Origin of the sequence: Actinoplanes sp. KI2 (assembly GCF_025630775.1) — a bacterium.
In the GTDB taxonomy this organism is placed as follows: Bacteria; Actinomycetota; Actinomycetes; order Mycobacteriales; family Micromonosporaceae; genus Actinoplanes.
In genome coordinates, this window is the sequence record NZ_JAOSZE010000004.1 from 235,380 (window position 1) to 261,615 (window position 26,236).

General features: G+C 71.7%; 24 protein-coding genes. 20 read left to right on the forward strand and 4 right to left on the reverse strand.

The window, feature by feature from the left end; genetic code table 11:
- The first annotated feature begins 11 nt into the window (after positions 1–11).
- Complete coding sequence (gene glmS, locus ODJ79_RS06130; RefSeq protein WP_263022314.1) at positions 12–1,895, forward strand: glutamine--fructose-6-phosphate transaminase (isomerizing); 1,884 nt, start codon at positions 12–14, stop codon at positions 1,893–1,895.
- Positions 1,896–2,116: 221 nt separating this feature from the next.
- On the opposite strand, the gene ODJ79_RS06135 is transcribed toward glmS, so the two are convergent.
- Both ODJ79_RS06135 and ODJ79_RS06140 read right to left on the reverse strand, forming a co-directional pair.
- On the reverse strand, positions 2,117–3,826 hold the full coding sequence (locus ODJ79_RS06135; protein ID WP_263022315.1) for an alpha/beta hydrolase: 1,710 nt from the start codon (positions 3,824–3,826) through the stop codon (positions 2,117–2,119).
- On the reverse strand, positions 3,823–4,110 hold the full coding sequence (locus tag ODJ79_RS06140) for a type VII secretion target (protein WP_263022316.1): 288 nt from the start codon (positions 4,108–4,110) through the stop codon (positions 3,823–3,825). The genes ODJ79_RS06135 and ODJ79_RS06140 overlap by 4 nt, the downstream gene beginning before the upstream one ends.
- A gap of 141 nt (positions 4,111–4,251) precedes the next feature.
- On the opposite strand from ODJ79_RS06140, the gene ODJ79_RS06145 reads away from it, so the two are divergent.
- The 12 genes from ODJ79_RS06145 to ODJ79_RS06200 all read left to right on the forward strand — a co-directional run bounded on the left by ODJ79_RS06145 (position 4,252) and on the right by ODJ79_RS06200 (position 15,742).
- On the forward strand, positions 4,252–4,620 hold the full coding sequence (locus tag ODJ79_RS06145; RefSeq protein ID WP_263022317.1) for a holo-ACP synthase: 369 nt from the start codon (positions 4,252–4,254) through the stop codon (positions 4,618–4,620).
- A gap of 70 nt (positions 4,621–4,690) precedes the next feature.
- Positions 4,691–6,139 carry an NAD(P)H-hydrate dehydratase gene (locus tag ODJ79_RS06150; RefSeq protein ID WP_263022318.1) on the forward strand — a complete coding sequence of 483 codons (1,449 nt, stop codon included), beginning with the start codon at positions 4,691–4,693 and terminating at the stop codon, positions 6,137–6,139.
- Between the two features lie 33 nt (positions 6,140–6,172).
- The gene (gene alr / locus ODJ79_RS06155) at positions 6,173–7,306 is read left to right on the forward strand and encodes an alanine racemase (protein WP_263022319.1); all 1,134 of its coding nucleotides are present in this window, start codon (positions 6,173–6,175) and stop codon (positions 7,304–7,306) included.
- Positions 7,303–8,379, forward strand: a complete 1,077-nt coding sequence (locus ODJ79_RS06160) for an alpha/beta fold hydrolase (RefSeq protein WP_263022320.1) — start codon at positions 7,303–7,305, stop codon at positions 8,377–8,379. The genes alr and ODJ79_RS06160 overlap by 4 nt, the downstream gene beginning before the upstream one ends.
- The gene (gene tsaE / locus ODJ79_RS06165; RefSeq protein ID WP_263022321.1) at positions 8,376–8,837 is read left to right on the forward strand and encodes a tRNA (adenosine(37)-N6)-threonylcarbamoyltransferase complex ATPase subunit type 1 TsaE; all 462 of its coding nucleotides are present in this window, start codon (positions 8,376–8,378) and stop codon (positions 8,835–8,837) included. Before ODJ79_RS06160 ends, tsaE begins: the two co-directional genes overlap by 4 nt.
- A complete protein-coding gene (ung, locus tag ODJ79_RS06170) occupies positions 8,834–9,508 on the forward strand; it encodes a uracil-DNA glycosylase (RefSeq protein WP_263022322.1) in 675 nt (224 codons plus the stop codon). Before tsaE ends, ung begins: the two co-directional genes overlap by 4 nt.
- 9 nt (positions 9,509–9,517) lie before the next feature.
- Positions 9,518–10,171 carry a tRNA (adenosine(37)-N6)-threonylcarbamoyltransferase complex dimerization subunit type 1 TsaB gene (gene tsaB, locus ODJ79_RS06175; RefSeq protein ID WP_263022323.1) on the forward strand — a complete coding sequence of 218 codons (654 nt, stop codon included), beginning with the start codon at positions 9,518–9,520 and terminating at the stop codon, positions 10,169–10,171.
- Positions 10,171–10,605 carry a ribosomal protein S18-alanine N-acetyltransferase gene (gene rimI / locus ODJ79_RS06180; protein WP_263022324.1) on the forward strand — a complete coding sequence of 145 codons (435 nt, stop codon included), beginning with the start codon at positions 10,171–10,173 and terminating at the stop codon, positions 10,603–10,605. Before tsaB ends, rimI begins: the two co-directional genes overlap by 1 nt.
- On the forward strand, positions 10,598–11,650 hold the full coding sequence (gene tsaD / locus ODJ79_RS06185; RefSeq protein WP_263022325.1) for a tRNA (adenosine(37)-N6)-threonylcarbamoyltransferase complex transferase subunit TsaD: 1,053 nt from the start codon (positions 10,598–10,600) through the stop codon (positions 11,648–11,650). The genes rimI and tsaD overlap by 8 nt, the downstream gene beginning before the upstream one ends.
- A gap of 9 nt (positions 11,651–11,659) precedes the next feature.
- A complete protein-coding gene (locus ODJ79_RS06190) occupies positions 11,660–11,914 on the forward strand; it encodes a hypothetical protein (protein ID WP_263022326.1) in 255 nt (84 codons plus the stop codon).
- A 60-nt stretch (positions 11,915–11,974) separates the two neighbouring features.
- Entirely contained in the window at positions 11,975–13,666 is a 1,692-nt protein-coding gene (locus ODJ79_RS06195; RefSeq protein ID WP_263022327.1) for an ABC transporter ATP-binding protein, read from the forward strand.
- A 183-nt stretch (positions 13,667–13,849) separates the two neighbouring features.
- Positions 13,850–15,742, forward strand: coding sequence for an ABC transporter ATP-binding protein (locus ODJ79_RS06200; RefSeq protein WP_263022328.1), 1,893 nt, complete (start codon positions 13,850–13,852; stop codon positions 15,740–15,742).
- 384 nt (positions 15,743–16,126) lie between these two features.
- On the opposite strand, the gene groL is transcribed toward ODJ79_RS06200, so the two are convergent.
- Both groL and groES read right to left on the reverse strand, forming a co-directional pair.
- On the reverse strand, positions 16,127–17,776 hold the full coding sequence (groL, locus tag ODJ79_RS06205) for a chaperonin GroEL (protein WP_263022329.1): 1,650 nt from the start codon (positions 17,774–17,776) through the stop codon (positions 16,127–16,129).
- Between the two features lie 71 nt (positions 17,777–17,847).
- Positions 17,848–18,162 (reverse strand): co-chaperone GroES, encoded by a 315-nt coding sequence (gene groES / locus ODJ79_RS06210; protein ID WP_018222648.1) that lies wholly within the window; start codon positions 18,160–18,162, stop codon positions 17,848–17,850.
- Between the two features lie 225 nt (positions 18,163–18,387).
- Here groES and ODJ79_RS06215 point away from each other — a divergent pair, with 225 nt between their 5' ends.
- The 7 genes from ODJ79_RS06215 to ODJ79_RS06245 all read left to right on the forward strand — a co-directional run bounded on the left by ODJ79_RS06215 (position 18,388) and on the right by ODJ79_RS06245 (position 25,916).
- Entirely contained in the window at positions 18,388–19,560 is a 1,173-nt protein-coding gene (locus ODJ79_RS06215; RefSeq protein WP_263022330.1) for a class I SAM-dependent methyltransferase, read from the forward strand.
- A gap of 83 nt (positions 19,561–19,643) precedes the next feature.
- Positions 19,644–20,129, forward strand: coding sequence for a Cys-tRNA(Pro) deacylase (gene ybaK / locus ODJ79_RS06220; RefSeq protein WP_263022331.1), 486 nt, complete (start codon positions 19,644–19,646; stop codon positions 20,127–20,129).
- 378 nt (positions 20,130–20,507) lie between these two features.
- Positions 20,508–21,614 (forward strand): sugar ABC transporter substrate-binding protein, encoded by a 1,107-nt coding sequence (locus ODJ79_RS06225; protein WP_263022332.1) that lies wholly within the window; start codon positions 20,508–20,510, stop codon positions 21,612–21,614.
- Between the two features lie 157 nt (positions 21,615–21,771).
- A complete protein-coding gene (locus tag ODJ79_RS06230; protein WP_263022333.1) occupies positions 21,772–22,587 on the forward strand; it encodes an ATP-binding cassette domain-containing protein in 816 nt (271 codons plus the stop codon).
- Positions 22,584–23,840: a sugar ABC transporter permease gene (locus tag ODJ79_RS06235; protein WP_263022334.1), complete on the forward strand. Its 1,257-nt coding sequence runs from the start codon at positions 22,584–22,586 to the stop codon at positions 23,838–23,840. Before ODJ79_RS06230 ends, ODJ79_RS06235 begins: the two co-directional genes overlap by 4 nt.
- 31 nt (positions 23,841–23,871) lie before the next feature.
- Positions 23,872–25,056, forward strand: coding sequence for an ROK family protein (locus ODJ79_RS06240; protein ID WP_263022335.1), 1,185 nt, complete (start codon positions 23,872–23,874; stop codon positions 25,054–25,056).
- Positions 25,057–25,466: 410 nt separating this feature from the next.
- A complete protein-coding gene (locus ODJ79_RS06245) occupies positions 25,467–25,916 on the forward strand; it encodes a hypothetical protein (RefSeq protein ID WP_263022336.1) in 450 nt (149 codons plus the stop codon).
- Positions 25,917–26,236 lie beyond the last annotated feature (320 nt).

A 26,236-nucleotide genomic window follows, 5' to 3' on the forward strand; every position in this document is an offset into this window, starting at 1 on the left:
GGCTGCCCCCCATGTGTGGCATCGTGGGTTACGTCGGCAGTCGGCCGGCGCTCAGCATCGTTCTCGACGGCCTTCGCCGGCTCGAGTACCGCGGGTACGACTCCGCGGGGGTGGCCGTCGTCGACGACGGCACCGTCCTGACCGAGAAGAAGGCCGGCAAGCTGGCCAACCTGGAGAAGGCGCTCTCCGAGCGGGCCCACGACGGCATCGCCACCGGCAGCACCGCGATCGGGCACACCCGGTGGGCCACGCACGGCGGCCCGACCGACCGCAACGCCCACCCACATCTGTCCGCCGACGGCCGGGTCGCCGTCATCCACAACGGCATCCTGGAGAATTTCGCCCGTCTGCGCAGCGAGCTCGAGGCGACCGGCGTCGAGTTCGCCAGCGACACCGACACCGAGTGCGCGGCCCACCTGCTCGCCGCCGAGGTCCGCACGCTGCGCGAGGCCGGCACGGTCGCCGGGCCGCAGCTGCTCGCCGAGGCGATGCGCCGCACGGTCCGCCGGCTCGAGGGCGCCTTCACGCTGCTCGCCGTGGACACCGAGGTGCCCGACGCGGTGGTCGCCGCCCGGCGCAACTCGCCGCTGGTGGTCGGCCGGGGCGACGGGGAGAACTTCCTGGCCAGCGACGTCTCCGCGTTCATCGAGCACACCCGGGACGCGATCGAGCTGGGCCAGGACCAGGTCGTGCTGATCACCCCGGACGGCATCGAGATCACCGGGTTCGACGGCGCCGCCGCCGAGGGCCAGGAGTTCCACATCGACTGGGACGCGTCGGCCGCCGAGAAGGGCGGTTACGACTACTTCATGCTCAAGGAGATCGCCGAGCAGCCGCAGGCGATCGCCGACACCCTGCTCGGCCGGCTCTCCGACCGCGGCGACATCATCCTCGACGAGGTCCGCCTCACCGACCAGGACCTCCGCGACGTCGACAAGATCTTCATCATCGCCTGCGGCACGTCCTACCACGCGGGGATGGTCGCGAAATACGCCATCGAGCACTGGGTGCGCATCCCCTGCGAGGTCGAGCTGGCCAGCGAGTTCCGCTACCGCGACCCGATCCTCGACCGCTCGACGCTGGTGATCGCGATCAGCCAGAGCGGCGAGACCATGGACACCCTGATGGCCGTGCGTCACGCCAAGGAGCAAAAGGCGCGGGTGCTCGCCATCTCCAACACCAACGGCTCGACGATCCCGCGCGAGTCGGACGCGGTGCTTTACACCCACGGCGGCCCCGAGATCGCGGTGGCGTCCACCAAGGCGTTCCTCACCCAGTTGGTCGCCTGTTACCTGATCGGCCTGCACCTGGCCCAGATCCGTGGCGTCATGTACGCCGACGAGGTCGCCGCCGTGGTGGAAAAGCTGCAGAGCACGCCGGAGAGCCTGACCCACCTGCTGGGCCAGATGGAGGACGTACGCGAGCTGGCGCGCGACCTGAAGACGGCCTCCACGGTGCTGTTCATCGGCCGGCACGTCGGCTTCCCGGTGGCCCTGGAGGGCGCGCTCAAGCTGAAGGAGCTCGCCTACATGCACGCCGAGGGATTCGCGGCGGGCGAGCTCAAGCACGGCCCGATCTCGCTCATCGACCAGGGCACCGCGGTCGTCTGCGTGGTGCCGTCGCCGGCCGGCCGCGGCGTCATGCGGGACAAGGTCGTCTCCAACATCCAGGAGGTCCGCGCCCGCGGCGCCCGCACCATCGTGATCGCCGAGGAGGGCGACGAGGGCGTCCGACCCTTCGCCGACCACTTGATCGTGGTCCCGCACACGCCGACCCTGCTCGCGCCGCTGATGACCACGGTCCCGCTGCAGATCCTCGCCTGCGAGATCGCGGCGGCCCGCGGCCTCGACGTGGACCAGCCGCGCAACCTGGCGAAGTCGGTCACCGTCGAGTAGCCGCCGCAATCCCACCGGGCGGTGCCCACGGCCCATCGGGCGGCGGCAAGCGCTCGTCGTGGGGTGTCCATGGCTCATTGGGCGTTGCCCAGCGCTTGTCGGGGGTGCCCAGCGCTCGTCGGGTGGCGGCCAGCGCTCGTCGGGTGGCGGCCAGCGCTCGTCGGGTGGCGGCCAGCGTTCGTCGGGCGGCGGCCCAGCGCTCATCGGGCGGCGGCAAGCGCTCATCGGGCGGTGCCCAGCGTGATGGCCGCCATCGTCTCCAGCGACGGGCTGCCTCGGTCCCAGTAGCCGAGGTGGCCCGCGCCGGGACTGCTCGCGAAGGTGTGCGCGCCGAAAGCCGGATCGCTCGGGTTGTGGCCGAACCACAGGTCCTTCTCCGGCAGCCCGACGACCGGGAAGACGGGGCCCACCACCAGGTCGCGGGCGAGAGCGGCGGGCGCGGGCGCCGCGTACTGAATGACGTCGCTGCCCGAGGTCGTCGACCAGACCCGGCCGGTCAGGTCGCGCGCCGAGTCGACGCCGACGCCCGGCGAGCCGACGAACACCACGTTGTCGGCGACGAAGCCGCCGGCCGCCGCCTTGCCGACGACGAGCGAGCCGTAGCTGTGACCGATCACGGTCTGTCGTGCGGGCCCGGCCGCTCGCAGCCCGTCCTGGAACCGCCGTAGCGCCGGCGCGCCCGCCTCGGCGCGGCGTGCGCTCGCCGCCTCGTCGAGGAAGTCGGGGGCGTCGTAGTCGAGCCAGAGCACCGCGCTGGTCGAAGCCGCCGGGGAGATCTCGGTCGCGCGGTCGGCGACCCGCTCGGCCCGGGTCAGCTCGCCGTCGAACCTCGCCAGCTCGGCGGTCATCCCGGGCACGTGGGTGACCACGTTGTCGGCGTGGTCGGGGTCGCCGAGCGCGATCACCACCCGGCCCTCCTCGTGCAGGTCGAGCCGGAGCAGGTAGGCACGCGGACCGTGGTCGTCGTCCAGCCGGTCGGCCAGCGCGTCCAGCCCGTGCCGCAGCTCCCGCAACCGGCGCCGGTCGCCGGCGGCGGCGGTGGCCAGGGCCTGATCGAGCTCGGTCCGCCGATCGTCGAGCAGCAGGCGGTTGGCCGCGTCCCGGTCGGCGACCGGAAGGCCGTCCAGCGGGGCCAGCCAGCCCGGCTCGGTGACCAGCAACCACTGGCGCTCGGCCGGGGTCAGGGCCGCCCACCAGCGGCGCACCTCGGCCGGGGTGGCCGTGCAGGCCGGCCGCTCCGGTCCGGGCGCGGTGGGCGGCAGCCGGACGGCGGCCTCGATGCCGGCCAGCCGCTCGGCCGCCACCTCGTCGGCCCGGGCCGCGATGGCGAGCGCCACACTCAGCTCGGCGGAGATTGCCGCGCCGTGTGCAGCCACGCCGTTTGCCGCGTCGCTCGGAATCCCACCCCTTGCCGGTCCGCTTGCCGCCGGTCCGCTTGCGGCCCCGCTGCTTGCCGTCGGCCGGCTTGGAACCGTGCCGCTTGCCGCCGTGCCGCTTGCCGCCGTGCCGCTTGCCGCCGTGCCGGTGGCCGCCGCGCCGAGGTGTGCCGCCTGCGGAACGGCGAGCGTCGCCGAGCTGGCCCGGACCCGGCCGTCGTCGTCGATGGTCAGGCCGGCCCGGTGTGCGGCGGCCAGGGCGCGGGCGAGCAGCCGTTTCGCCCGATCGAGGGCCGCCGCGAACTCGCTCGCCGTCTGGTCGGCCTGCCAGCACAGGAGGCGGACGACGATCAGACCGCGGCGCAATGTCGCCACCCGGGCCGCGGCCGCCGATGCCGCCGCACCGGACCAGGCCTGGCCCAGGCGTACGAGATCGGCAGTCAAACGGTCCGCAAGCCGGCCGGCCAGGGTGGCCCACCGCCGCCAAGCTCGGGCGATCGCCCGCCAGCGCGCCGGGTCGGCGACCCGCAGCCGGGCGTAGACGGCGGCGCTCATCGGGTCAGCCGCAGGCGAACGGCGGCCCGGGCGTCGGCTTCCGCATATGCCGCCGCCGCGGCGGTGACCAGGCGTGCCGTCTCCTCGACGCCGGCGCCGAGATGTCGCAGTTGCTGCTGGACTGCCTCGACGGCCAGGGCCGCGGCATCGGTCGTCCGCCAGCGCGGCGTGCGCTCCGCCGGCGGTGTCGCCGTCGCGGTGGCGGCCGTCTCGACGGCCGTGGTGGTCAGGGCGGAGGCGGTGCGACGCAGTTCCTCGGTGTGGACCTCGAGATCGGGATTCACGGCAACCTCCAAGCGGGGCAACGGATGCGCCGACGTTAGGGGCCGGCGGTCATGATCAGGGACGCCTGTGGACAACCGCGCGGGCTCCGGCAGCGGGTTTTCCACAGGCGTTGCGCCACGGCGTACGGATAGGGTGGGGCCGTGATCGTGGCTGTCGGCATCGATGTCGTCCTGGTGGACCGCTTCGCCCGAGCCCTCGACCGGACCCCGCTGCTGGGAGTTCGCCTCTTCACCGAGGGCGAGCGGGTGACCGGCTCCGGCAACCCGCGGTCGGCCGAGTCGCTGGCCGCTCGGTTCGCCGCGAAGGAGGCCGTGGCGAAGGCGCTGGGCGCGCCGGCCGGGCTGCTCTGGCACGACTGCGAGATCGTCGCCGACCCGGACGGCCGTCCGTGGTTGACCGTCTCGGGTACGGTCGCCGCGGCTGCGGCGGCGCGTGGCATCTCGCGGTGGCATCTCTCCCTCTCGCACGACGGCGGGATCGCCTCGGCGATGGTCGTAGCAGAGTCCTGACCAGTGCGAACGCGAAACTGTCGTACCCCCGGCCTAAAACCGACGACACACGAACGGCTTTGGAGGGCAGATGCGGCAGGCATGGCGGGTCGCGGACGTACGGGCGGCCGAGAAGGCGCTGATGGCGACGCTGCCGGAGGGCACGCTCATGCAGCGGGCCGCGGCCGGTCTGGCCCGCCGCTGCGCGTTGCTGCTGACGGACGACGGCGGGGTCTACGGCGCCCGGGTACTGCTCCTGGTCGGCAGCGGCGACAACGGCGGCGACACGCTCTACGCCGGGGCCGCCCTGGCCCGGCGCGGCGCCCAGGTGCGAGCGATCCTGCTGCGGCCCGATCGGGTCCACCTGGCCGGCCTGGCGGCGCTGCGCGCGGCCGGCGGCTTCACCGTGCGCGACCTCCCGCAGCGGACCGATCTGGTGGTCGACGGCATCGTTGGTATCGGTGCGAGCGGCGGCCTGCGCGGGCCGGCCGTCGAGCTGGTCGCCCGGCTGGGTGAGCTGCGCGGGCGCTCCGGCCGACGCCCCGCGGTGGTCGCCGTCGACGTGCCGAGCGGGGTCGCGGTCGACACCGGCGACGTGCCGGGCGCGGCGGTCACCGCCGACGTCACGGTCACCTTCGGCTGCCTCAAGCCGGCGCACGTGGCCGGGCCGGCCGCGGTGCGCTGCGGCCAGGTCGAGCTGGTCGACATCGGTCTCGCGCCGGCGCTGCGGGCCGACCCGGCGGTGCACGTGCCGGATGCGGAGGACATCGCCGGCTGGTGGCCGGTCCCCGGTCCGCAGTCCGACAAGTACACCCGCGGTGTCGTCGGCATCGCGACCGGCTCGGCGAAATACCCGGGCGCCGCGCTGCTCTCGGTGAGCGGCGCGCTGGCCGGCCCGACCGGCATGGTGCGCTACGCCGGCAGCGCGTACGGCGAGGTCGTCCGGGCGCACCCCTCGGTCGTCGCGGTAAACAAGGTGGGCGCGGCCGGCCGGGTGCAGGCCTGGGTGTGCGGCTCCGGGCTCGGCACCGACGAGGCGTCCCGGACCACGCTGCGCAGCGTGCTGGCCACCGCCGTGCCGGTGGTTCTCGACGCCGACGCGCTGACCCTGCTGGTGGACGGCAGGCACGCCAGTGACCTGCGCCGGGACGCGCCGCTGGTGATCACGCCGCACGACGGCGAGTTCAAGCGGCTCGCCGGGGAGTCGCCGGGCGCCGACCGGATGGGAGCCGCCTGCCGGCTGGCCGCCTGGATCAACGCAGTGGTGCTGCTCAAGGGCGACCGGACGATCGTGGCGACCCCGGCCGGCGACATCTGGGCCAACCCGACCGGCAGCCCGGCGCTGGCCACCGCGGGCAGCGGCGACGTGCTGGCCGGGCTGCTCGGCTCGCTGCTGGCCGGCGGTCTGCCGCCGGAGCGGGCGGCGGTGGCGGCGGCGTATGTGCACGGTCTCGCCGGCCGGTGGGCCGCCGAGGATGGGCCGGTCACCTCGCCCGACGTGGCCGCGGCGTTGCGCCCGACGCTCGCCGCGCTGCTCTGAGCTGAAGGAAAAACCGATCAGTAGGCTGGGATCATGTGGCAGGCCGAGGTCCGGATCGATCTGGACGCCATTCGGGGCAACGTGGCGCTGATGCGCGCCGGCACCACCGCCGAGGTGATGGCGGTCGTCAAGGGCGACGGCTATGGGCATGGCATGCTGCCGTCCGCCCGGGCGGCGCTGGCCGGCGGGGCGACCTGGCTGGGCGTGGCGACCCTCGACGAGGGGCTCGCGCTGCGCCGGGCCGGCTTCGAGGTGCCGGTGCTGGCCTGGCTGCACTCGCCGGGGCTGGCGTTGCACGAGGGCGTGGCGGCCGGCATCGACCTGTCGGCGAGCACGCTCGGGCTGGTCGGTGAGCTGGTCACGGCGGCGCGCCGGGCCGAGCGGCAGGCCCGCGTCCACCTCAAGCTGGACACCGGGCTGGCCCGCGGCGGCGCCACCGCGGGCGACTGGCCCGCGGTGCTGGAGGCGGCGGCGAAGGCGCAGGCCGACGGCGACGTCGACGTGGTCGGCGTGTGGAGCCATTTCATCAGCTCGGATCTCCCCGGCGACCCGACGATCGACCAGCAGCTGGCCGCGTTCGCCGAGGGGCTCGCCGTGGCCGAGCGGTACGGCATCAGCCCGCGGTATCGCCACATCGCCAACTCGGCGGCCACGCTGACCCGCCCGGATTCCCACTACGACCTGGTCCGGCCGGGCATCGCCGTCTACGGCCTGTCGCCGGTCGCGGGTCAGACGTTCGGGCTCCGGCCGGCGATGACCGCCCGCGCCCGGGTCGCGCAGACCAAGCGGGTGCCGGCCGGGCAGGGCGTCTCGTACGGCCACGCCTACCACACCGAGCGGGAGACAACGCTCGCCCTGGTGCCGCTCGGCTATGCCGACGGCGTGCCGCGGGCCGCCTCGAACGCCGGCCCGGTGCAGCTGGGCGGCAAGCGGCGCCGGGTGGTCGGCCGGGTCTGCATGGATCAGATCGTGCTCGACGTCGGCGACGACGAGGTGTCGGCGGGTGACGTGGCGACGCTGTTCGGGCCGGGCGACGACGGCGGTCCGACCGCCGACGACTGGGCCGAGGCGGCCGGCACGATCAACTACGAGATCGTCACCCGGTTCGGCAGCACCCGGGTGCCCCGGCGGTACGACGGCGCCGTGGCGGCCGAGGCGCCCGCATGAGCCCCAAGATCCCGCGGCGGCGGGCCAAGCAGGTCGGCATCGCCGGCGCCGCGATCGGCGTGGTGGCGGCCGGGGTGGCGACGGCGTTCGCGGTCGAGCGCACCCTGGTGCGCCGCTCGGTCAACGCCCCCGGCGACCCGTACGTCGACGAGCCGTTCGCCGACCAGCCGTTCGACGAGGAACTGACCGTCACCGCGGCCGACGGCACCGAGCTGTACGTCGAGATCGTCGAGCCGGCCGCGCCCACCGGCAAGCCGACGATCGTCTTCGTGCACGGCTTCGCGCTGGACATGGGCACCTTCTACTTCCAGCGCAAGATGTTCACCGAGCGCGGCGACCACCGGCTGGTCTTCTACGACCAGCCCGGACACGGCAAGTCCAGCAAACTGAAGTCCGGCAACTACGACATCGCGACGCTCGGCGAGTCGCTGGCCGCGGTGCTGAACGCGACCGTGCCGGACGGTCACATCATCCTGGTCGGCCACTCGATGGGCGGCATGACCATCATGTCGTTCGCCGAGAAGTACCCGGAGTGGTTCGGCAACCGAGTCACCGGCGTGGTGCTGATCTCCACGTCGGCCCGGCTGGTCGATCGGGCCAAGCTGGCCCTCCCATCGCTGGTCGCTCGGGCCAGCGCCCCGTTCTTCCCGCTCTGGGGCACTGCCGCGCAGCTGGGCGGCAACGTGATCGAGCGGGCCCGGTTCGCCTCCTCCGACCTGGCCTGGCTGCTCACCCGGCGATACGGCTTCGGCGACGCGAAACCGAGCCCGTCGTTGGTCTCCTTCGTGGAGGGGATGAACTCCAAGACCTCGGTCGAGACGCTGACCAAGTATCTGAACACCCTGTACAACCACAACCGCTACCCGGCGCTGGCGGCGCTGCGCGGCGTGCCGGTGCTGGTCATCGTCGGCGACACGGACTACCTGACGCCGGTGAGCCACTCCGAGGAGATCATCAAGCGGCTGCCCGACGCGCGGATGGTCAAGATCGAGAACAGCGGCCACGTCGTGATGCTGGAGAAGGCGGCCGAGGTCAATGCCGCCATCCTGCCGTTCGTCGAGAAGATCTCATGAAGCTCGCGACGGTGGAGGACACCCGGGCCTTCGGGCGGCGGCTGGCCGGCATTCTGCGGGCCGGCGACCTCGTGCTGCTCACCGGTCCGCTCGGGGCCGGCAAGACCGCGCTGGTGCAGGGCATCGGCGCCGGGCTCGGGGTCGAGGGCGCGATCACCTCGCCGACCTTCGTGATCGCCCGGGTGCATCGAGGGCCGGTGCCGCTGGTGCACGCCGACGCGTACCGTCTCGGCGACCGGCCCGATCCCCGCGCCGAGATCGACGACCTTGACCTGGACGCCTCGATCGAAGACTCGATCACCGTCGTCGAGTGGGGCGAGGGCCTGGTCGAGGAGCTCGGCAACGACGAATATCTGCGGGTACGCCTCGACCGGCTGGACGACGACACCCGGGTGGTGGAGCTGGTGCCGCACGGCGGCGACTGGGCCGCCCGGACACGACGACTGGAGACCACGTGAACCTGCCTGACCTGCTGCCGGCCGAGTGGCGGGACGAACTGGCCCCGTTCCTGGACACCGAGGCGACCGTGGCGCTGGGCACGTTCGTGGCCGCCGAGTACGCGGCGCACACCATTTATCCCCCGATCGAGGACCTGTTCGCGGCGTACCGGCTGTGCTCGCCGGCCGAGACCCGGGTGCTGATCCTGGGGCAGGACCCGTACCACGGGCCGGGCCAGGCGCACGGGCTCAGCTTCAGCGTCCGGGACGGGGTGCGGATCCCGCCGTCGCTGCGCAACATCTTCAAGGAGCTCGCCGAGGACGCCGGGGTCGCGCCGCCGGCCTCCGGCGACCTCACCGGCTGGGCCCGGCAGGGCGTGCTGCTGCTCAACGCGGTCCTCACCGTCCGGGCCGGTGCGGCCGCCTCGCACGCCGGCAAGGGCTGGGAGGCGTTCACCGACGCCACCATCCGGGCGCTGAACGCCCGTACCGACCGGGTCGTCTTCCTGCTCTGGGGCGGGTACGCGCGGAAGAAGGCCGCCCTGGTCACCAATCCGGCGCACGCGGTGCTCGAGGCGGGCCACCCGAGCCCGCTCAACCGGGAGGGCTTCCGCGGGGTCCGCCCGTTCAGCGCGGCCAACAAGGCCCTCGCCGACGGCGGCCGCCCGCTGGTCGACTGGGATCCGCGTTAGGGTCGGCTCGTGCTCGTACTCGCTCTGGACACCGCGACCCCCGCGTCGACGGCCGCGCTGGTGGAGGTCACCGCCGACGGCCTGCGCGGGCTCGCCGAGCGCCGTACCGTCGATCCCCGCGCGCACGGGGAGAGACTGGCGCCCGAGATCGCGGCGATCCTCGCCGACCACGACGTCCGGCCGCGGGAGCTGACCGCGATCGTGGCCGGCACCGGGCCGGGCCCGTTCACCGGTCTGCGGGTCGGGCTGGCCACCGCCGCGAGCATGTCCCAGGCGCTGGGCATCCCGACGTACGGGGTGTGCTCGCTGGACGGTCTGGGCCGGGCCGCCGGGCCGGGCCGGGTACTGGTCGCCACCGACGCGCGCCGCCGCGAGGTCTACTGGGCGACCTATCTGGACGGTGTACGCGTCACGGGCCCCGAGGTGGGCAAGCCGTTCCGCGTAGAAGACCAGGAGAGGGTGGTCGGCGAGGGCGGCCTCAAGTACGGCGACGTCTTCGGCGTACCCGTGGAGGAGCACCTGCTTTATCCACCCGGCGCGGCCCTCGTCGCCCTCGCGGCCGAGCGGATTCGCGAGGCCGCGCCGAGCGAACCGCTCACGCCGCTCTACCTGCGGCGCCCCGACGCGGTCGAGCCGACGAGCCGGAAGTCCGTGCTGACCTGATGGAGATCCAACGCTTTCGGTGGTGGCACATCGCCGAGGTGCTGCCGATCGAGGAAGACCTCTTCGGCGCCGAGAAGTGGTCGTCGGCGATGTTCTGGAACGAGCTGGCGCAGCGCAACTTCTACATCGTCGTGGTCGACGGCGACGAACTGCTCGGCTACGCCGGCCTGTCCGCCACCGGCGAGGAGGCCTGGGTGCAGAACATCGCGGTACGCCGCACGGCCCAGCGCCGCGGAGTGGGCCGGTTGATGCTCGAAGCGCTGCTGGCCGAGGCCGAGCGGCGCGGCATCAAGCAGACGCTGCTCGAGGTCGCGGTGGACAATGCGCCGGCCCAGCGGCTCTACGCGACCTACGACTTCGAGCCGGTCGGTATCCGGCGCGGCTACTACCAACCCAGCAACACGGACGCCCTGGTGATGATGCGCGATGCCTGACGAGCCCCTGGTCCTCGGGATCGAGACCTCCTGCGACGAGACCGGCGTGGGCATCGTACGAGGGCACACGCTGCTCGCCGACGCGCTCGCGTCCAGTGTGGAGCAGCACGCCCGGTTCGGCGGCGTGGTGCCCGAGGTGGCCAGCCGCGCCCACCTCGAAGCGATCGTGCCCACCATGCGGCGCGCGCTCGACGAGGCCGGGGTGACCCTGGCCGACGTCGACGCGATCGCGGTCACCAGCGGGCCCGGGCTGGCCGGCGCGCTGCTGGTGGGGGTGGCCGCGGCCAAGGGGTACGCGCTGGCCGCGGAAAAGCCGATCTACGGCGTCAACCACCTCGCCGCGCACGTGGCGGTGGACACGCTGGAGCACGGCCCGCTGCCCGAGCCCGCGGTCGCGATGCTGGTCTCCGGCGGGCACTCGTCGCTGCTGCTGGTCGACGACCTGACCAACGGCGTGACCCCGCTCGGCGCGACCATCGACGACGCGGCCGGCGAGGCGTTCGACAAGGTGGCCCGGCTGCTCGGGCTCGGTTTCCCGGGCGGCCCGGTGATCGATCGGCAGGCCCGCGACGGCGACCCTCGCAAGATCGCGTTCCCGCGTGGCCTGACCGCACCCAAGGACCTCGCCGCGCACCGCTTCGACTTCTCCTTCTCCGGGCTGAAGACCGCGGTCGCCCGCTGGGTGGAGGCGCGCGAGCGGGACGGCGAGCCGGTGCCGGTGGCCGACGTCTCGGCGAGCTTCCAGGAGGCGGTCTGCGACGTGCTCACCGCCAAGGCGATCGATGCGTGCCTGGCCAACGGGGTGCAGACGCTGGTGATCGGCGGGGGCGTCGCGGCCAACTCCCGGTTGCGGGTGCTGGCCGAGCAAAGAGCGGAAAAACACCGGATTCGCGTACGCGTGCCGCGCCCCGCACTGTGTACGGACAACGGCGCGATGGTGGCCGCCCTCGGCTCCCGGCTGGTCGCGGCCGGCGTCGCACCCTCGCGTCTCGATCTGCCTGCCGATTCCGCGATGGCATTGACCTCGGTCAGTGTGGCGGGATAGGAATCCAGCATGATCGCGCGGATGTGGGAGGTGCGGGCCTCGGCAAGCGGCTTCGACGAGCTGCTGACCTGGGTCTGCGACGTGGCGGTGCCCCGGATCGAGGTGCTGCCGCAGCACGTGGCGAGCGAGGTGTTCTCGTCGACCGACCGCCGGATCGTGGTCATCTCCAAGTGGCGCAGCAGCCCGGAAAGCCTGCCCGCCCCGCCGGCCAAGCTGGTCGCGCGGGCGCCGCACGTCTGGGATTTCAGCCCCGTCGACCGCTGACCGCGGGCCGGGAAAACGCGTCGCGTTCTGTCGTACCCCGCCCGTAACGTCGGGCCCCTGATGACGAACCTGCCCGACGCCGACCCCGGCGCTCCCGACGACCGGTCCGCCACCCGCTACCTCGGCTGGCTGGTCCGGCGATACCGGGTGACCGTGTTCGCCGCGATCGTGCTGGCCGTCCTCTGGATGCTCCTGCAGGCCTTCGTGCCCGCCGTGGTGGGCAAGGCGATCGACGCCGCGACCCGGCACGACCGCGACGACCTGCTGCGCTGGTGTCTCGTGCTGTTCCTGGTCGGCGCCGGCCAGGCCTGGACGGGCGTGTCCCGCCACCGATTCGCGGTGGTCAACTTCCTGAGCGCCATGTTCGTGACCGTGCAGGTGACGGTGCGCCAGGCCGGCCGGCTCGGCTCGGCGCTGTCGCGCCGGCTCGACACCGGCGAGGTGGTGGCGATCGGCACCGCCGACATCCGGGCGCTCGGCGCGGCCCTCGACATCACCGCCCGCGGCACCGGCTCGCTGGTCGCCGTGCTCGCCGTGACCGTGATTCTGCTGGTCACCTCGGTGCCGCTCGGCCTGGTCGTGGTGCTCGGCGTGCCGATCCTGATGGCCGTGGTGGGCCTGCTGATCAAGCCGTTGCACCGTCGCCAGCAGGCCTCCCGCGAGCAGCAGGGTCTGCTGACCGGCCGCGCCGCCGACCTGGTGCGCGGCCTGCGGGTGCTGCGCGGGGTGGGCGGCGAGGCGGTGCTGGCCGAGCGCTATCGCGCCGAGTCGCAGTCGCTGCGGGCGGCGGGGGTGCACACCGCCCGGGTCGAGGCGCTGCTCGAGGCGGCCCAGGTGCTGCTGCCCGGCATCTTTCTGGTGCTGGTCACCTGGCTGGGGGCGCACTTCGCGCTGTCCGGGCAGATCACCGTGGGGCAGCTGGTCTCGTTCTACGCCTACGCGGCGTTCCTGGTCACCCCGCTGCGCCAGCTCACCGAGGCGCTCGACAAGCTCACCCGCGGGCACGTCGCCGGCCGTCGCGTGGTGACCATGCTGAACGCGGTGACCGACCTGCCCGACCCGGCGTACCCGGCCGACCCGGAGGGCTTCGCCGGCGACCTGGCCGACCCGCGGTCCGGTGTGGTCGTTCGCCCCGGTGAGATCACCGCGATCGTGTCGGCGCAGCCCGCCGAGGCCGCGCTGATCTCCGACCGCCTGGGACGGTACGCGGAGGGTGGCACGATCGGCGGCCGCCCGCTGGCGGAGTTCGCGATGGCCACCGTCCGCGAGCGGATCCTGGTGGCGGACAACGACGCGCACCTCTTCTCCGGTCCGCTGCGCTCCGATCTGGACCCGTTCGACAGCGGCCGCCTGCCGGGCGCGCTGCACACCGCGGCGGCGACCGACATCGTCGAGGCGCTGCCCGACGGGCTGGACAGCGAGGTCGCCGAGCGCGGCCGGTCGTTCTCCGGCGGTCAGCAGCAGCGGCTGCGGCTGGCCCGCGCGCTGGTCGCCGATCCCGACACGCTGATCCTGGTCGAGCCGACCAGCGCGGTCGACGCGCACACCGAGGCCCGCATCGCCGAGCGGCTGATCACCGCCCGGGCCGGGCGCACCACGGTCATCTGCACATCCAGCCCGCTGGTGCTCGACCGCACCGACCGGGTCTGCTTCGTCGAGGCGGGCCGGCTGGTCGCGGCCGGCACCCATCACGGCCTGCTGACGGCCGAGCCGCGCTATGCCCGCGCCGTGCTCCGGGCGGACCAGCCGTGAGCGGCCTGCGGGCGGCCGGGCCGCGTTGCGGCCGCGCCCCTGCTCCGGGCAGAGCGGCCGGGACCGGCCTGGTGGCGGCCGAGCCGGGTTGCGCCCGCGCGGTGCTTGGGGTGGAGCGGACGTGAGCGGCCCGGTGGCGACCGAGCCGCGTTGCGCCCGCGCGGTGCTTCGGGCGGAGCAGCCGTGAGCGGCCTGTTGCCGGTGGCCGACAACGCCCAGGTCCGGCGGTACGTGGTGGAATTGTTCCGGCGGTACCCGCGGGCGCTCGGCGGCGCGGTCGCGCTGCACGTGGCCGCCGCGATCGCCGGGCTGGTCGGGCCGCGTCTGCTCGGCGAGCTGGTGGAGAGCCTGCAGTACGAGCGCGGCGCCGCGGCGATCGACCGGCTCGGGCTGCTGATCGCTGGATCCGTGCTGGTGCAGGCGATACTCACCCGCTTCGCGTACCTGGCGTCGGCCCGGCTCGGCGAGGGGGTGCTGGCCCGGCTGCGCGAGGAGTTCGTCGAGCGGGTCCTCGCCCTGCCGTTGTCCACCGTGGAGCGCGCCGGCAGCGGCGACCTGTTGACCCGTACGACCAGGGACGTCGACGCGCTCTCCCGATGCGTGCGGCTGGCCGTGCCGGAGACGACGATTGCGCTGATCACGGTGGTGCTCGTGGTCGGCGCACTGGTCGTGGTGACCCCGCTGCTGGCTCTGCCGCTGCTGGTCGCCGTCCCGATCCTGGTCGGCGGCACCCGGTGGTATCTCCGCCGCGCCCCGAAGGCGTACCTGGAGCAGAACGCCCGCTATTCGCTGGTCACCGACGGGCTCGCCGAGACGGTCGACGGCGCGCGCACCGTGGACGCGCTGCGCCGCCGGCGGGTACGTATCGAGCGCACCGACCACGACCTGCACCGCACCTGGCTCGCCGAGCGGTACACCCGATTCCTGCGGACCGTCTGGTTCCCGATGGTCGAGGTCGGCTACGTGCTGCCGGTGGTGTCGACGCTGCTGGTCGGCGGCCTGCTCTACCTGAACGGCGCGGTCACGCTCGGCCAGTTGACCGCGGCGGTGGTCTACGTGCAGATGCTGATCGACCCGGTCGACCGGCTGCTCAGCTGGCTCGACGAGCTTCAAATCGGCGCCGCGTCGCTGGCCCGGCTGCTCGGCGTGGCGGAAAGCGACCCAGACCGTACCGAACCTGTGCCGTCGCGGGCGACCGGTCCTGCGGGCGGCGCGGAGAACCCGGGCCCCTTGAGGGCGGTGTCGTCGCCGGCGCCTGGCGGGGAGAAGCCGGGTCCCACCGGGGCTGTGCTGCTGCCGGCCGACGGGCGGATCGAGGTGCGCGGGGTGCGCTTCCGGTATGAGCCGGGGCGCGAGGTGCTGCACGGGATCGAGTTGACTCTCGAGCCGGGGGAGCGGCTGGCGATCGTCGGGCCGTCCGGGGCGGGCAAGTCCACGCTCGGGCGGCTGCTGGCCGGCGTGCACCAGCCCACCGCGGGGACGATCACGGTGGGCGGGGCGCCGCTCGGCGACCTGCCGCTGGACCGGTTGCGGACCGAGGTGGCGCTGGTCAGCCAGGAGCACCACGTCTTCATCGGCTCGGTGCGGGACAACGTCGCGATGGTCCGGCCGGGCGCGGCCGAGGCGGAAGTGCATTCGGCGCTGGCGGCGGTGCACGCGCTGGATTGGGCACTGGCCCTGCCGGACGGGTTGGCGACCGAGGTGGGTGCCGGGGGCCATGCACTCTCCGCGGCGCAGTCCCAGCAGGTCGCTCTGGCCCGGCTCGTCCTGGCCGACCCGCACACGCTGGTGCTGGACGAGGCGACATCGCTGCTCGACCCGCGGGCGGCTCGCGACCTGGAACGGTCGCTGGCGGCGGTGCTGCACGGGCGAACCGTGGTGGCGATCGCGCATCGGCTCTTCTCGGCGCACGACGCCGACCGGGTCGCGGTGGTCGAGGACGGGCGGATCACCGAGCTTGGTTCGCACGACGAGCTGGTCGCGGCGAACGGGCCGTATGCGTCGCTGTGGCGCTCCTGGCACGGCGAGCGCACCCCGGACGACACCGACGAGCCGCTGGCCCGGGTTCGCGGCTGACGGCGGCCCGCGCGGGTGATGGCGGCTCGGCGGCTGGCGGCGACCTACGCGGGTGAGGGCCGGCTTCGCGGGTGAGGGCTGGCTTCGTGGGTGAGGGCCGGCTTCGTGGGTGAGGGCCGGCTTCGCGCGATCGACGGCGGGTTCCACGGGTGACGGCGATGAAGATGCCCACGATGAGGGCCGCCACGGTGCAACGCGAACCGGACCGCGACGCGAACCGGGCCGCGACGCGAACCGGGCCGCGACGCGAACCGGGCCGCGACGCGAACCGGGCCGCGAGGCGAACGGGCCGCGACGCGAAGGGCCGCGAGAGCGAAAGCGAAGGCGCCGCGAAAAGCGAAGGGCGCGCCGTGCGGCGCGCCCTTCGATGGAACAACTACCGGATCAGAAGCCCGGGCCGTGCTGGTGGCCGTGGCCACCGTGGCTGTGCCCGTGGCCGCCGGCGGCGGCGGGCGCCGGCTCAGCCGGCTTGTCGACCACGAGACTCTCCGTGGTCAGCAGCAGGCCGGCGATCGACACGGCGTTGGAGACCGCGTTGCGGGTCACCTTGACCGGGTCGATGATGCCGGCCGCGGCCAGGTCGACGTACTCGTCGGTGGCCGCGTTGAGGCCGTGGCCCCAGCCGAGCTCGTTGACCTTGCCCACCACGACGTAGCCGTCGTGGCCGGCGTTCTGCGCGATCCAGCGCAGCGGCTCCACCAGCGCCTTGCGGACGATGCCGACGCCGGTCGCCTCCTCGCCGGTGAGGCCGAGATTGCCGTCGAGCTCCTTGGCGACGTGGGCGAGGGACGCGCCGCCGCCGGGGACGGTGCCCTCCTCGACCGCCGCCTTGGTCGCCGCGATGGCGTCCTCGATGCGGTGCTTGCGCTCCTTCATCTCGACCTCGGTGGCCGCGCCGACCTTGATCACCGCGACGCCGCCGGAGAGCTTCGCGAGGCGCTCGGCGAGCTTCTCGCGGTCCCAGTCGGAGTCGGACGCCTCGATCTCCTTGCGGATCTGCGCGACCCGGTCGGTGACCTCGGAGGTCTTGCCGCCACCGTCGACGATGGTGGTGTTCTCCTTGTCCACCACGACCCGCCGGGCGGTGCCCAGCATGTCGAGGGTGACCTGGTCGAGCTTGTAGCCGAGCTCGGGAGCGACCAGCTCGCCGCCGGTGGCGATCGCCATGTCCTGCAGCATCGCCTTGCGACGGTCGCCGAAGCCCGGCGCCTTCACCGCGGCGACCTTGAAGGTCTTGCGGATCGCGTTGACCACCAGGGTGGACAGGGCCTGGCCCTCGACGTCCTCCGCGATGATCAGCAGCGGCTTGCCGGCCTGCAGCACCTTCTCCAGCAGCGGGAGGAGCTCCTCGAGGCTGGCGATCTTCTGCGTGGTCAGCAGGATGTAGGCGTCCTCGAGGACGGCCTCCTGCGACTCCGGGTCGGTCACGAAGTTCGGTGAGATGAAGCCCTTGTCGAACTGCAGGCCCTCGGTGACCTCGAGCTCGGTCAGCATCGCCGAGCCCTCCTCGACGGTGATGACGCCGTCGCGGCCGACCCGGTCCATCGCCTCGGCGATCAGCTCGCCGATGGTGGCGTCCTGGGCCGAGATGGTGGCCACGTTGGCGATCGCCTTGTGGTCGTCGACCCCGACCGCCTTGGCCAGCAGCGCCTTGGAGACGGCCTCGGCCGCCTGGTCCATGCCGCGCTTGAGGCCGAGCGGGTTGGCCCCGGCGGTGACGTTGCGCAGGCCCTCGCGCACGAGCGCCTGGGCGAGCACGGTCGCGGTGGTGGTCCCGTCGCCGGCGACGTCGTTGGTCTTCGTCGCCACCTCCTTGACCAGCTGGGCGCCGAGGTTCTGGTACGGGTCGGTGAGCTCGATCTCCTTGGCGATGGTGACGCCGTCGTTGGTGATCGTGGGCGCGCCGAACTTCTTGTCCAGGACGACGTTGCGGCCGCGCGGGCCGAGAGTGACCTTGACCGTGTCGGCGAGCGTGTTGACGCCGTGCTCCAGCAGGTGCCGGGCGTCGTCAGAGAAGCTGAGAATCTTCGCCATCTTTAGGTCCTTTCAAGCACCACCGCCCTGACCCATGCGTACGGGCCAGGGCGGTGCGCACTGTCAGTAGGTCACTTCTCGATGACCGCGAGGACGTCACGGGCGGAGAGCACCAGGTACTCCTCGCCGGCGTACTTGACCTCGGTGCCGCCGTACTTCGAGTAGAGAACCGTGTCGCCGACCTTCACGTCGATCGGAACGCGGTTGCCCTTGTCGTCGATACGGCCCGGGCCCACAGCGAGGACGGTGCCCTCCTGCGGCTTCTCCTTGGCGGTGTCGGGGATCACGATGCCCGACGCCGTGGTGGTCTCCGCCTCGTTCGCCTGGACCACGATGCGGTCCTCGAGCGGCTTGATCGCAACCTTGGTCGCGGTAGTCACGGGCATACCCTCCTGGGTACAGGTTTCGCCGGCCAAGGAAATGGCCGGTCATGCCTCATGCCACCGGGCGGGGCCGTCGTCGCGGGTGCCGGTCCGCCTGGTGCCTAACCGTCCGCCCGTCGGGTGAACGGCTGGCACCCTCATGTTGAGAGTGCTAACCGCGAGGTTATGCCGGAACTAGCACTCCGTCAACCAGAGTGCCAGTGTCGTCACGCCGGGGAGAATGCCTTCGTGACCCCCGAGACTTTCGCCCTTCTGCGTACGCCCGAAGGGGTGAATGCGCTGGCCGCGGCCGATGAGGTGGCGACCGGAGACCCGCTGGCGGCAGCCTCGGCGCTGCGGTCCCGCGGCGTCGGCCCGGAGCTGGCGGCGGCCGCGCTGACGCAGGTCGATCTGCGCCGCCGCGCGGCCTCGAAGTTCGGCCCGGCAGCCGAACGGATGTTCTTCACCCGGGCCGGGCTCGAGCAGGCGACGCGAGCGGTGGTGGCCGAGCGCCGCGCGGCGCGACTCGCGGCCGCCGGGGTCAAGACCTTGGCCGATCTGGGATGCGGGCTGGGCTCCGATGCCCTGGCGGCGGCTTCCCGCGGCATTTTCGTGTACGCCGTAGAGGCCGACCCGGTGACCGCAGTGATGGCCGCCGCGAACGCCACTGCGCTGGGCCTCGGTGAACTGATCAAGGTCGACTGTGCGGACGCCCGGGCGATCCCGATCGAGGGCTACGACGCGGTCTTCGCCGATCCGGCTCGCCGCCGGGCCGGGCGCGGCCGGGTGTTCGACCCGAAGTCGTACTCGCCGCCCTGGGATTTCGTGGCCGGCCTGGCCGAGCGGGTGCCGCGCACCGTGCTCAAGCTCGCCCCCGGTGTCGATCACGAGCTGCTGCCGCCGGGCGCCGAGGGGGAGTGGGTGAGCGTGGACGGCGATCTGGTCGAGGCGGCCTTCTGGTGTGGACCGCTGGCGACCGTCCCGCGGCGGGCCACGCTGCTCCCCGGTGGACACGAGCTGACCGGGAGCGGGGTCGAGGCGGCGCCGGTCGGCCCGGTCGGTGCGTACCTCTTCGATCCGGATCCGGCCGTCGTTCGCTCGCATCTGGTCGCCGAGTTCGCGGCGGCGGTCGGCGGCCGCCTGGCCGACCCGGCGATCGCCTACGTTTACGCCGACGACCCGGTCGACACGCCCTTCGGACGCCGCCTGGAGATAACCGATGTGCTGCCGTTCTCGCTGAAGCGGCTGCGTGCCCTGCTCCGCGAGCGCGGCGTCGGCCGCCTCGAGATCCGCAAGCGCGGCTCCGCGCTCGAGCCTGATCAGCTTCGCCGTGACCTGCGGCTCTCCGGCTCCGAGGCGGCGTCGCTCGTGCTCACCCGGGTGGCCGGCGCACCGACCGCGCTGCTCTGCCGGCCGGTGTAGGCGCGCGCCGGGGCAGGCGCAGGTGCGCAAACGGGCAGTTATCACCCGGTTCACGAGATCGTCTCCGGCGGTAGCTTGCTGACATGGCGAAGAAGCCCGCGGCCGGGACTCCGGCGACCGCCGTCCTGACCCAGGAGCGCGTCGAGCACACCCTGCACCCGTACGACGTCTCCCCGGACGCGCCGAACTACGGCGCGCTCGTGGCGCAGGCGCTGGGGATCGAGCCGGCCCGGGTCTTCAAGACGCTGATCGCCGAGGTGGACAGCCGGTTGGTCGTCGCGGTGGTGCCGGTGACCGGCGACCTCGACCTCAAGGCCCTCGCGGGCGCGGCCGGCGGCAAGCGGGCCACCCTGGCCGACCGGGCCGCGGCCGAGCGGAGCAGCGGTTACGTCCGTGGCGGGATCAGCCCGCTGGGGCAGCGCAGGCGCCTGCCGACGGTGGTCGACGCGTCCGCGCTGGACCTCGACCGGATGTACGTGTCGGCGGGCCGCCGAGGCCTTCAGGTGGCGCTCGCGCCTGCCGATCTGATTCGGCTGACCGATGCCGTTACCGCTGCTATCCGGACATAAGATCAGAAATTACCGGCGACCGCAGGTCCGTTACGACAACGTGACTGGTCGCCCGGGATCTTTCTCCCGAGAATGGGAGAGATCGGGCGTTGAGGTGACCTAGCGTCACCATGTGAGGGAGTTGGGTGATCACCCGGTACCGGTACCGGGTCTTCGGCGACGCCGGAATCCCTGTATCACTGCCGTGTTGCCGGATTGTTATGCCGGGTTACGAGATCGTGCTGGCCCACGGCTTGTGCGACGGGCCACAACCGGAATACGTTGCCGGGCACAACAAACTAGAAACTGATCATTCGGCGTCTCGGGGAGCGACACTCCCGGCAACGCACACCATCGAATCCGATCGAAGGCCCGGATTACCCGAAAGGAACCAAAGGAATGCGTAAGGGACTGTTCGCCCTTGCTGCGGTCGGCCTCCTGGCGACCGGCAGCATGGCCGCGTGTGGCAAGAAGGACGACAGCGGCTCCGGCAGCAACGGCGGAAGCACCGCCAGCGTTGGCAAGGTCGGTGTCATTCTGCCCGACACCAAGAGCTCGGCCCGGTGGGCCACCGCCGACCAGAAGTACCTGACCGACGCCTTCAAGGCGGCCGGCGTCCAGGCCGACATCCAGAACGCGCAGGGTGACAAGACCCAGTTCCAGACCATCGCCGACGGCATGATCTCGAGCGGCGTCAAGGTCCTCATGATCGTCAACCTGGACTCCGGCACCGGCAAGGCCGTGCTGGACAAGGCCAAGGCCGCCGGTATCGCCACGATCGACTACGACCGTCTCACCCTCAACGGTGGCGCGGACTTCTACGTGTCGTTCGACAACGTGAAGGTCGGCGAGCTGCAGGGCCAGGGTCTGGTCGACTGCCTGAAGGCCAAGAACTACACCAAGCCGGTCGTCGCCGAGCTCAACGGTTCCCCGACCGACAACAACGCCACCCTGTTCGCCCAGGGCTACGACTCGGTGCTGAACCCGCTGTACGCGGACGGTACCCTGACCAAGGGCCCGAACCACCCCGTTCCGGACTGGGACAACGCGCAGGCCGGCACGATCTTCGAGCAGATGCTGACCGAGAACAAGAACATCAAGGGTGTTCTGGCGGCGAACGACGGCCTCGGCAACGCGGCCATCTCGGTGCTGAAGAAGAACAAGCTCAACGGCCAGGTGCCGGTCACCGGCCAGGACGCCACCGTCCAGGGCCTGCAGAACATCCTCGCCGGCGACCAGTGCATGACGGTCTACAAGGCGATCAAGCAGGAGGCCGACGCGGCGTCCGCGCTGGCGATCGCGATCGCGAAGGGCCAGAAGCCGACCACGGCGACCGGCTCGGTCACCGACCCGGAGTCGAAGAAGACGGTTGCCGCCGTGCTGCTGACCCCGAAGTCGATCACCAAGGCCAACGTCAAGGACGTTGTCGATGACGGGTTCGTCACCAAGGACGAGCTCTGCACCGCCGACTACGCCAAGGCTTGCGCCGCCGCGGGCATCAGCTGACCGGAGTGACGGGCTAGTCCCGAACGGCTGACGACGGCGCCGCTCACCCCTGGGCACTCTGGGGTGGGCGGCGCCGGAGTCGGGTCGCCCCCCAACCCGATCGCCGTTGGCGGAGCCACGACGACGACACCCGGTCACTAAGCGAAGGAGAACCATCGTGGCCGCGACACCCCTCTTGGAGCTCAGCGGGATCGACAAGAGCTTCGGTCCTGTTCAGGTCCTGCACGACGTCGGCCTGAGCGTCTACCCTGGCGAGGTCACGGCCCTGGTCGGCGACAACGGCGCCGGCAAGTCGACGCTGGTCAAGTGCGTCAGTGGGATCTACACGATCGACTCGGGCACGATCGCCTTCGAAGGCAACCCGGTGGCGATCCACAGCCCGCGCGACGCGTCCGCGCTGGGCATCGAGGTCGTGTATCAGGACCTCGCTCTCTGCGACAACCTGGACATCGTCCAGAACATGTTCCTCGGCCGGGAGAAGAAGCGCGGCATCGTCCTCGACGAGCCGACCATGGAGCAGATGGCCGGTGACACCCTGGCCAGCCTCTCGGTCCGTACGGTGAAGTCGCTCCGGCAGCTCGTGGCCAGCCTCTCCGGCGGCCAGCGGCAGACCGTGGCGATCGCCAAGGCGGTCCTCTGGAACAGCCGCATCGTGATCCTTGACGAGCCGACCGCCGCGCTCGGCGTCGCGCAGACCGCCCAGGTACTGGAGCTGGTCCGCCGCCTCGCGGACAACGGCCTCGGGGTCGTGCTGATCTCGCACAACATGAACGACGTCTTTGCGGTGTCCGACCGGATCGCCGCGCTCTACCTCGGGCGGATGGCCGCCCAGGTCAAGGCCACCGAGGTGACGCACTCCCAGGTCGTCGAGCTGATCACCGCGGGCCGCAGCGGCAACATCGGGCTGCCGCCCGAGAAGCCATCCGACTTCAACGGCGACGTCGTCGACATCACGCCCGGAGGCGACCTGTGAGCACAACCACGACCACCACGGCCGGCGGCGTCAAGGTCGTCAAGCCGACCGTGTCCAGCTACGTCCACGACTACTTGGGCCGGGTGCGCGGCGGTGACCTCGGCAGCCTGCCTGCGGTTCTGGGTCTGGTCCTCCTCAGCCTGATCTTCGGCGTCGCGCGCGACACGTTCTTCAGCTCGCTCAACTTCGCGAACATGTTCTCGCAGGGCGCTCACTACGTCTTCATCGCGATGGGCCTGGTCTTCGTCCTGCTGCTGGGCGAGATCGACCTCTCCGCCGGCTTCGCGTCCGGCGTCTGTGGCGCGATCATGGCGATCCTGCTGACCACGTACGGCTGGCCGTGGTACGGCGCGATCCCGGCGGCCATGCTCACCGGCATCGTGATCGGCTTCGTGCTCGGCTTCCTGGTGGCGAAGTTCGGCATCCCGTCGTTCGTGGTCACCCTGGCGGCGTTCCTCGCGTTCCAGGGCATCCTGCTGCTCCTCCTCGGCGGCGGCAAGAACATTTCGGTCACCGACCCGTTCGTGCTGAAGCTGGCCAACGGCAACCTCTCGGTGGTCGTCAGCTGGATCGTCACGGCCGTCGCCATCGGTGGCTACGCACTCGCCCAGCTCAACCAGGTCCGTAGCCGAGCCGCCCGCGGCCTGGTCAACGTCCCGATGGGCATCGTCGCGGCGCGGATCCTCGGGCTCGCCGTCGTGCTGATCGTGGCGACCTCGCTGCTCACCCAGGAGCGTTCGATCAACCCGGTGCTCACCTCGGTGAAGGGCATCCCGATCGTGGCCCCGATCATCGCTGTCTTCCTGGTGATCTGGACGTTCGTGCTCGGCCGCACCACCTACGGCCGGCACATCTACGCGGTCGGTGGCAACACCGAGGCGGCCCGCCGGGCCGGTATCCCGGTGGACCGGATCCGCATCTCGGTCTTCATCATCTGTTCGTTCATGGCCTCGGTCGGCGGCATCCTCGCGGTCAGCCGCGCCAACTCGGTCGACCCGAACACCGGCGGCAGCAACGTCCTGCTCTACTCCGTCGGCGCGGCCGTCATCGGCGGCACGAGCCTCTTCGGCGGCAAGGGCAAGGCGATCAACGCGGTCATCGGTGGTGCGGTGATCACCGTCATCGACAACGGCATGGGCCTGATGGGCTTCTCGGCGGGCACCAAGTACATGGTGACCGGTCTGATCCTGCTGATCGCCGCGAGCGTCGATGCCCTGGCACGGCGCAGAGCGGCGGCTACCGGAAACCGATGAGAGAGATCCTCGGCGCGGGGGCGGCACGCTGATGCGGGCCGGCCCCAGCCAGGAGGAGGTCCGTCGGCACAATCTCGGGACCCTGCTGCGCTACGTGCACGTGCACGGTGCGACCTCCCGGGCGGAACTCACCAGCCGGCTCGGGCTCAACCGCAGCACCATCGGGGCACTTACCGCCGAGCTGACCACGGCAGGGTTGGTCAGCGAGGCGGCGCCTCGAGAAACGAGAGGAGCCGGACGACCCTCGCTGGTCGTCCGGCCCGAGTCGTCGAAGGTTTACGCGTACGCCCTGAGCATCGAGGTGGACCGGCTGCGCGCGGCGCGGGTCGGGCTCGGCGGTCAGATCCTTGACCGGCGGGAGACCGACCGGCCGCGCGGCATGCAGGTGCTCGACGCGGTGCAGCCGCTGGCCGGCTTCGTCCGCGAGATGCGCGCCGAGGTGCCGGACGACGCGCGCTACGTGGGCACCGGCGTGGCCGTGGCCGGCATGGTCCGCCGGGTCGACGGCATGGTCCGCCTCGCGCCGACGATCGGCTGGGTCGAGGAGCCGGTCGGTGCCGCGCTGCGCGACGAGCTGGGCGACGCCGGCAAGCTGACCGTCGGCAACCACGCCGACGTGTCGGCGCTGGTCGAGCACAGCCGGGGCGCAGCGGCCGGTTGCGACAACGTTGTCTATCTATACGGCGACGTCGGCGTGGGCGCCGGCATCATCGCCGACGGCCGCCGGGTGGCCGGCCACGGCGGGTACGGCGGCGAGGTCGGCCACATGGTGGTCAACCCGTACGGCCGGGAGTGCAGCTGCGGCTCGCGCGGCTGCTGGGAGACCGAGATCGGTGAGTACGCGCTGCTCAAACACGCCGGCCGCGCCGAGCAGGCGGGCCGCGAGGCGGTGCTCGCGGTGGTCGACGCGGCGACGCGCGGAGACAGCCAGGCCCAGTTCGCGGTGCGCCAGGTCGGCGAGTGGATCGGCTTCGGCGTCGGCAACCTGGTCAACATCTTCAACCCCGAGGCCGTCATCTTCGGCGGCACGCTCCGGGACGTCTACCTGGTCGCGGCCGCGCAGATCCGCAGCCGGCTGAACGCGATCGCGCTGCCGGCGTGCCGCGAGCACATCCGGTTGCGTACGCCTGAACTCGGCTACGACGCCGCCCTGATCGGCGCCGCCGAACTGGCCTTCGAGCACCTCCTGGACGACCCCCTGCTCGGCTCAGGCTGACGGACATTGCGCCTTGGGTGGTCACTCGGACCAGCTCACTCATGGTCTGCGCGCAAACCTTTGAGAGTCGAGATGTGAGGGCGGCCACCCGTTTATCGGTGTTCTACGTCTCTTTTACGTGACCGTGCCCGTCGGGCGCTTCTCGGTCTTCCCGGACACCCTGCCTGTCGCGGGCAGAAAACCGTTTCTCGGAATGGCTCGCTGCGATCGGTTGACTACATTCTTCGCCGAACGGTGCGCCAACCGGACGCCCCCACCGACGTCAAATTTTGCAGACCCGATTCCCCGTTGACCGCTGCTTGGCCGGGCGCTGGACAATGGGGCAGGACTTCGGTAGAGTCCACCGCACCCATTCCTATCATGCATAGGAATGTGTCGATTTTGTTCAGTCCATTCAAGGGGGATCCTGCGTGAAGAAACTATTGGCGCGGACCGCTGCCGCGGTCGTTCTGCTCAGCGGCTTGGTCGGCTTGACTCCGTCGAGCCCGGCGATGGCCAGCACCTGCTCGACGAAGGGCTGCGGCGGGGAGGTCACCAACCACAGTTCCCGGCTGGTGTATGTTGTCAACTGCTGGCTGAGCAGCAACCCCGGCACCTGGCGTGGGAATATCCCGTCGTGCGCCACGCAGTGGTCTGCCTACGCGTCAAACGCGTACTTCGCGCTGGGGCACCCGGACACGACGAACAACTACCCCAAGTACTACGACACTGACGCTTTCCGGGTCGACGCCGGCTGTGTGCTCACCGAGTCTGACAATGGTGGGGCGAACCAGGTGTACAACAACAAGGGAAATTCAACGCCGCTGTGGGTGAAGATTTCCAACCCCTCCGGCGTGCTTATCTACAGCGTCGTTTGCTGACGTAGCGCGCCGATCGATCACGAGTAACGGCAAAAGGCGCGCTGAGATACTCCGATGATGTCGGCCCAGGCAGATTCGCGCCGGCGGCGGCCGTTCGTAGTGTCCGACTTTGCCTTTGCTTCGCGCCACGCTTGACCCTTCCGACGTGTTGCGCGTCGCAGCCCCCATGGCCCCAGCCGGCCATGGGGGCTGCGTCGTTTTGATCGGAGGTCCTCGCCCCCGATCTCGGCCTTCACGCAGGTCGCCGTCGATGGCAGCGATCCCGTCGGTGGCGGTGCGTGCGGCCCGAGGGGCCGGACCTCAGGACTTCCTTACAGCCT

Coding starts and splice junctions, on each gene's coding strand:
- tsaD (WP_263022325.1), top strand. CDS start 10,598: ATGCCTGACGAGCCCCTGGTCCTCGGGATCGAGACCTCCTGCGACGAG.
- ODJ79_RS06225 (WP_263022332.1), top strand. CDS start 20,508: ATGCGTAAGGGACTGTTCGCCCTTGCTGCGGTCGGCCTCCTGGCGACC.
- glmS (WP_263022314.1), top strand. CDS start 12: ATGTGTGGCATCGTGGGTTACGTCGGCAGTCGGCCGGCGCTCAGCATC.
- ODJ79_RS06240 (WP_263022335.1), top strand. CDS start 23,872: ATGCGGGCCGGCCCCAGCCAGGAGGAGGTCCGTCGGCACAATCTCGGG.
- ODJ79_RS06135 (WP_263022315.1), bottom strand. CDS start 3,826: ATGAGCGCCGCCGTCTACGCCCGGCTGCGGGTCGCCGACCCGGCGCGC.
- groES (WP_018222648.1), bottom strand. CDS start 18,162: ATGCCCGTGACTACCGCGACCAAGGTTGCGATCAAGCCGCTCGAGGAC.
- ODJ79_RS06190 (WP_263022326.1), top strand. CDS start 11,660: ATGATCGCGCGGATGTGGGAGGTGCGGGCCTCGGCAAGCGGCTTCGAC.
- groL (WP_263022329.1), bottom strand. CDS start 17,776: ATGGCGAAGATTCTCAGCTTCTCTGACGACGCCCGGCACCTGCTGGAG.
- ODJ79_RS06150 (WP_263022318.1), top strand. CDS start 4,691: ATGCGGCAGGCATGGCGGGTCGCGGACGTACGGGCGGCCGAGAAGGCG.
- alr (WP_263022319.1), top strand. CDS start 6,173: ATGTGGCAGGCCGAGGTCCGGATCGATCTGGACGCCATTCGGGGCAAC.
- rimI (WP_263022324.1), top strand. CDS start 10,171: ATGGAGATCCAACGCTTTCGGTGGTGGCACATCGCCGAGGTGCTGCCG.
- ODJ79_RS06195 (WP_263022327.1), top strand. CDS start 11,975: ATGACGAACCTGCCCGACGCCGACCCCGGCGCTCCCGACGACCGGTCC.
- ybaK (WP_263022331.1), top strand. CDS start 19,644: ATGGCGAAGAAGCCCGCGGCCGGGACTCCGGCGACCGCCGTCCTGACC.
- tsaE (WP_263022321.1), top strand. CDS start 8,376: ATGAAGCTCGCGACGGTGGAGGACACCCGGGCCTTCGGGCGGCGGCTG.
- ODJ79_RS06160 (WP_263022320.1), top strand. CDS start 7,303: ATGAGCCCCAAGATCCCGCGGCGGCGGGCCAAGCAGGTCGGCATCGCC.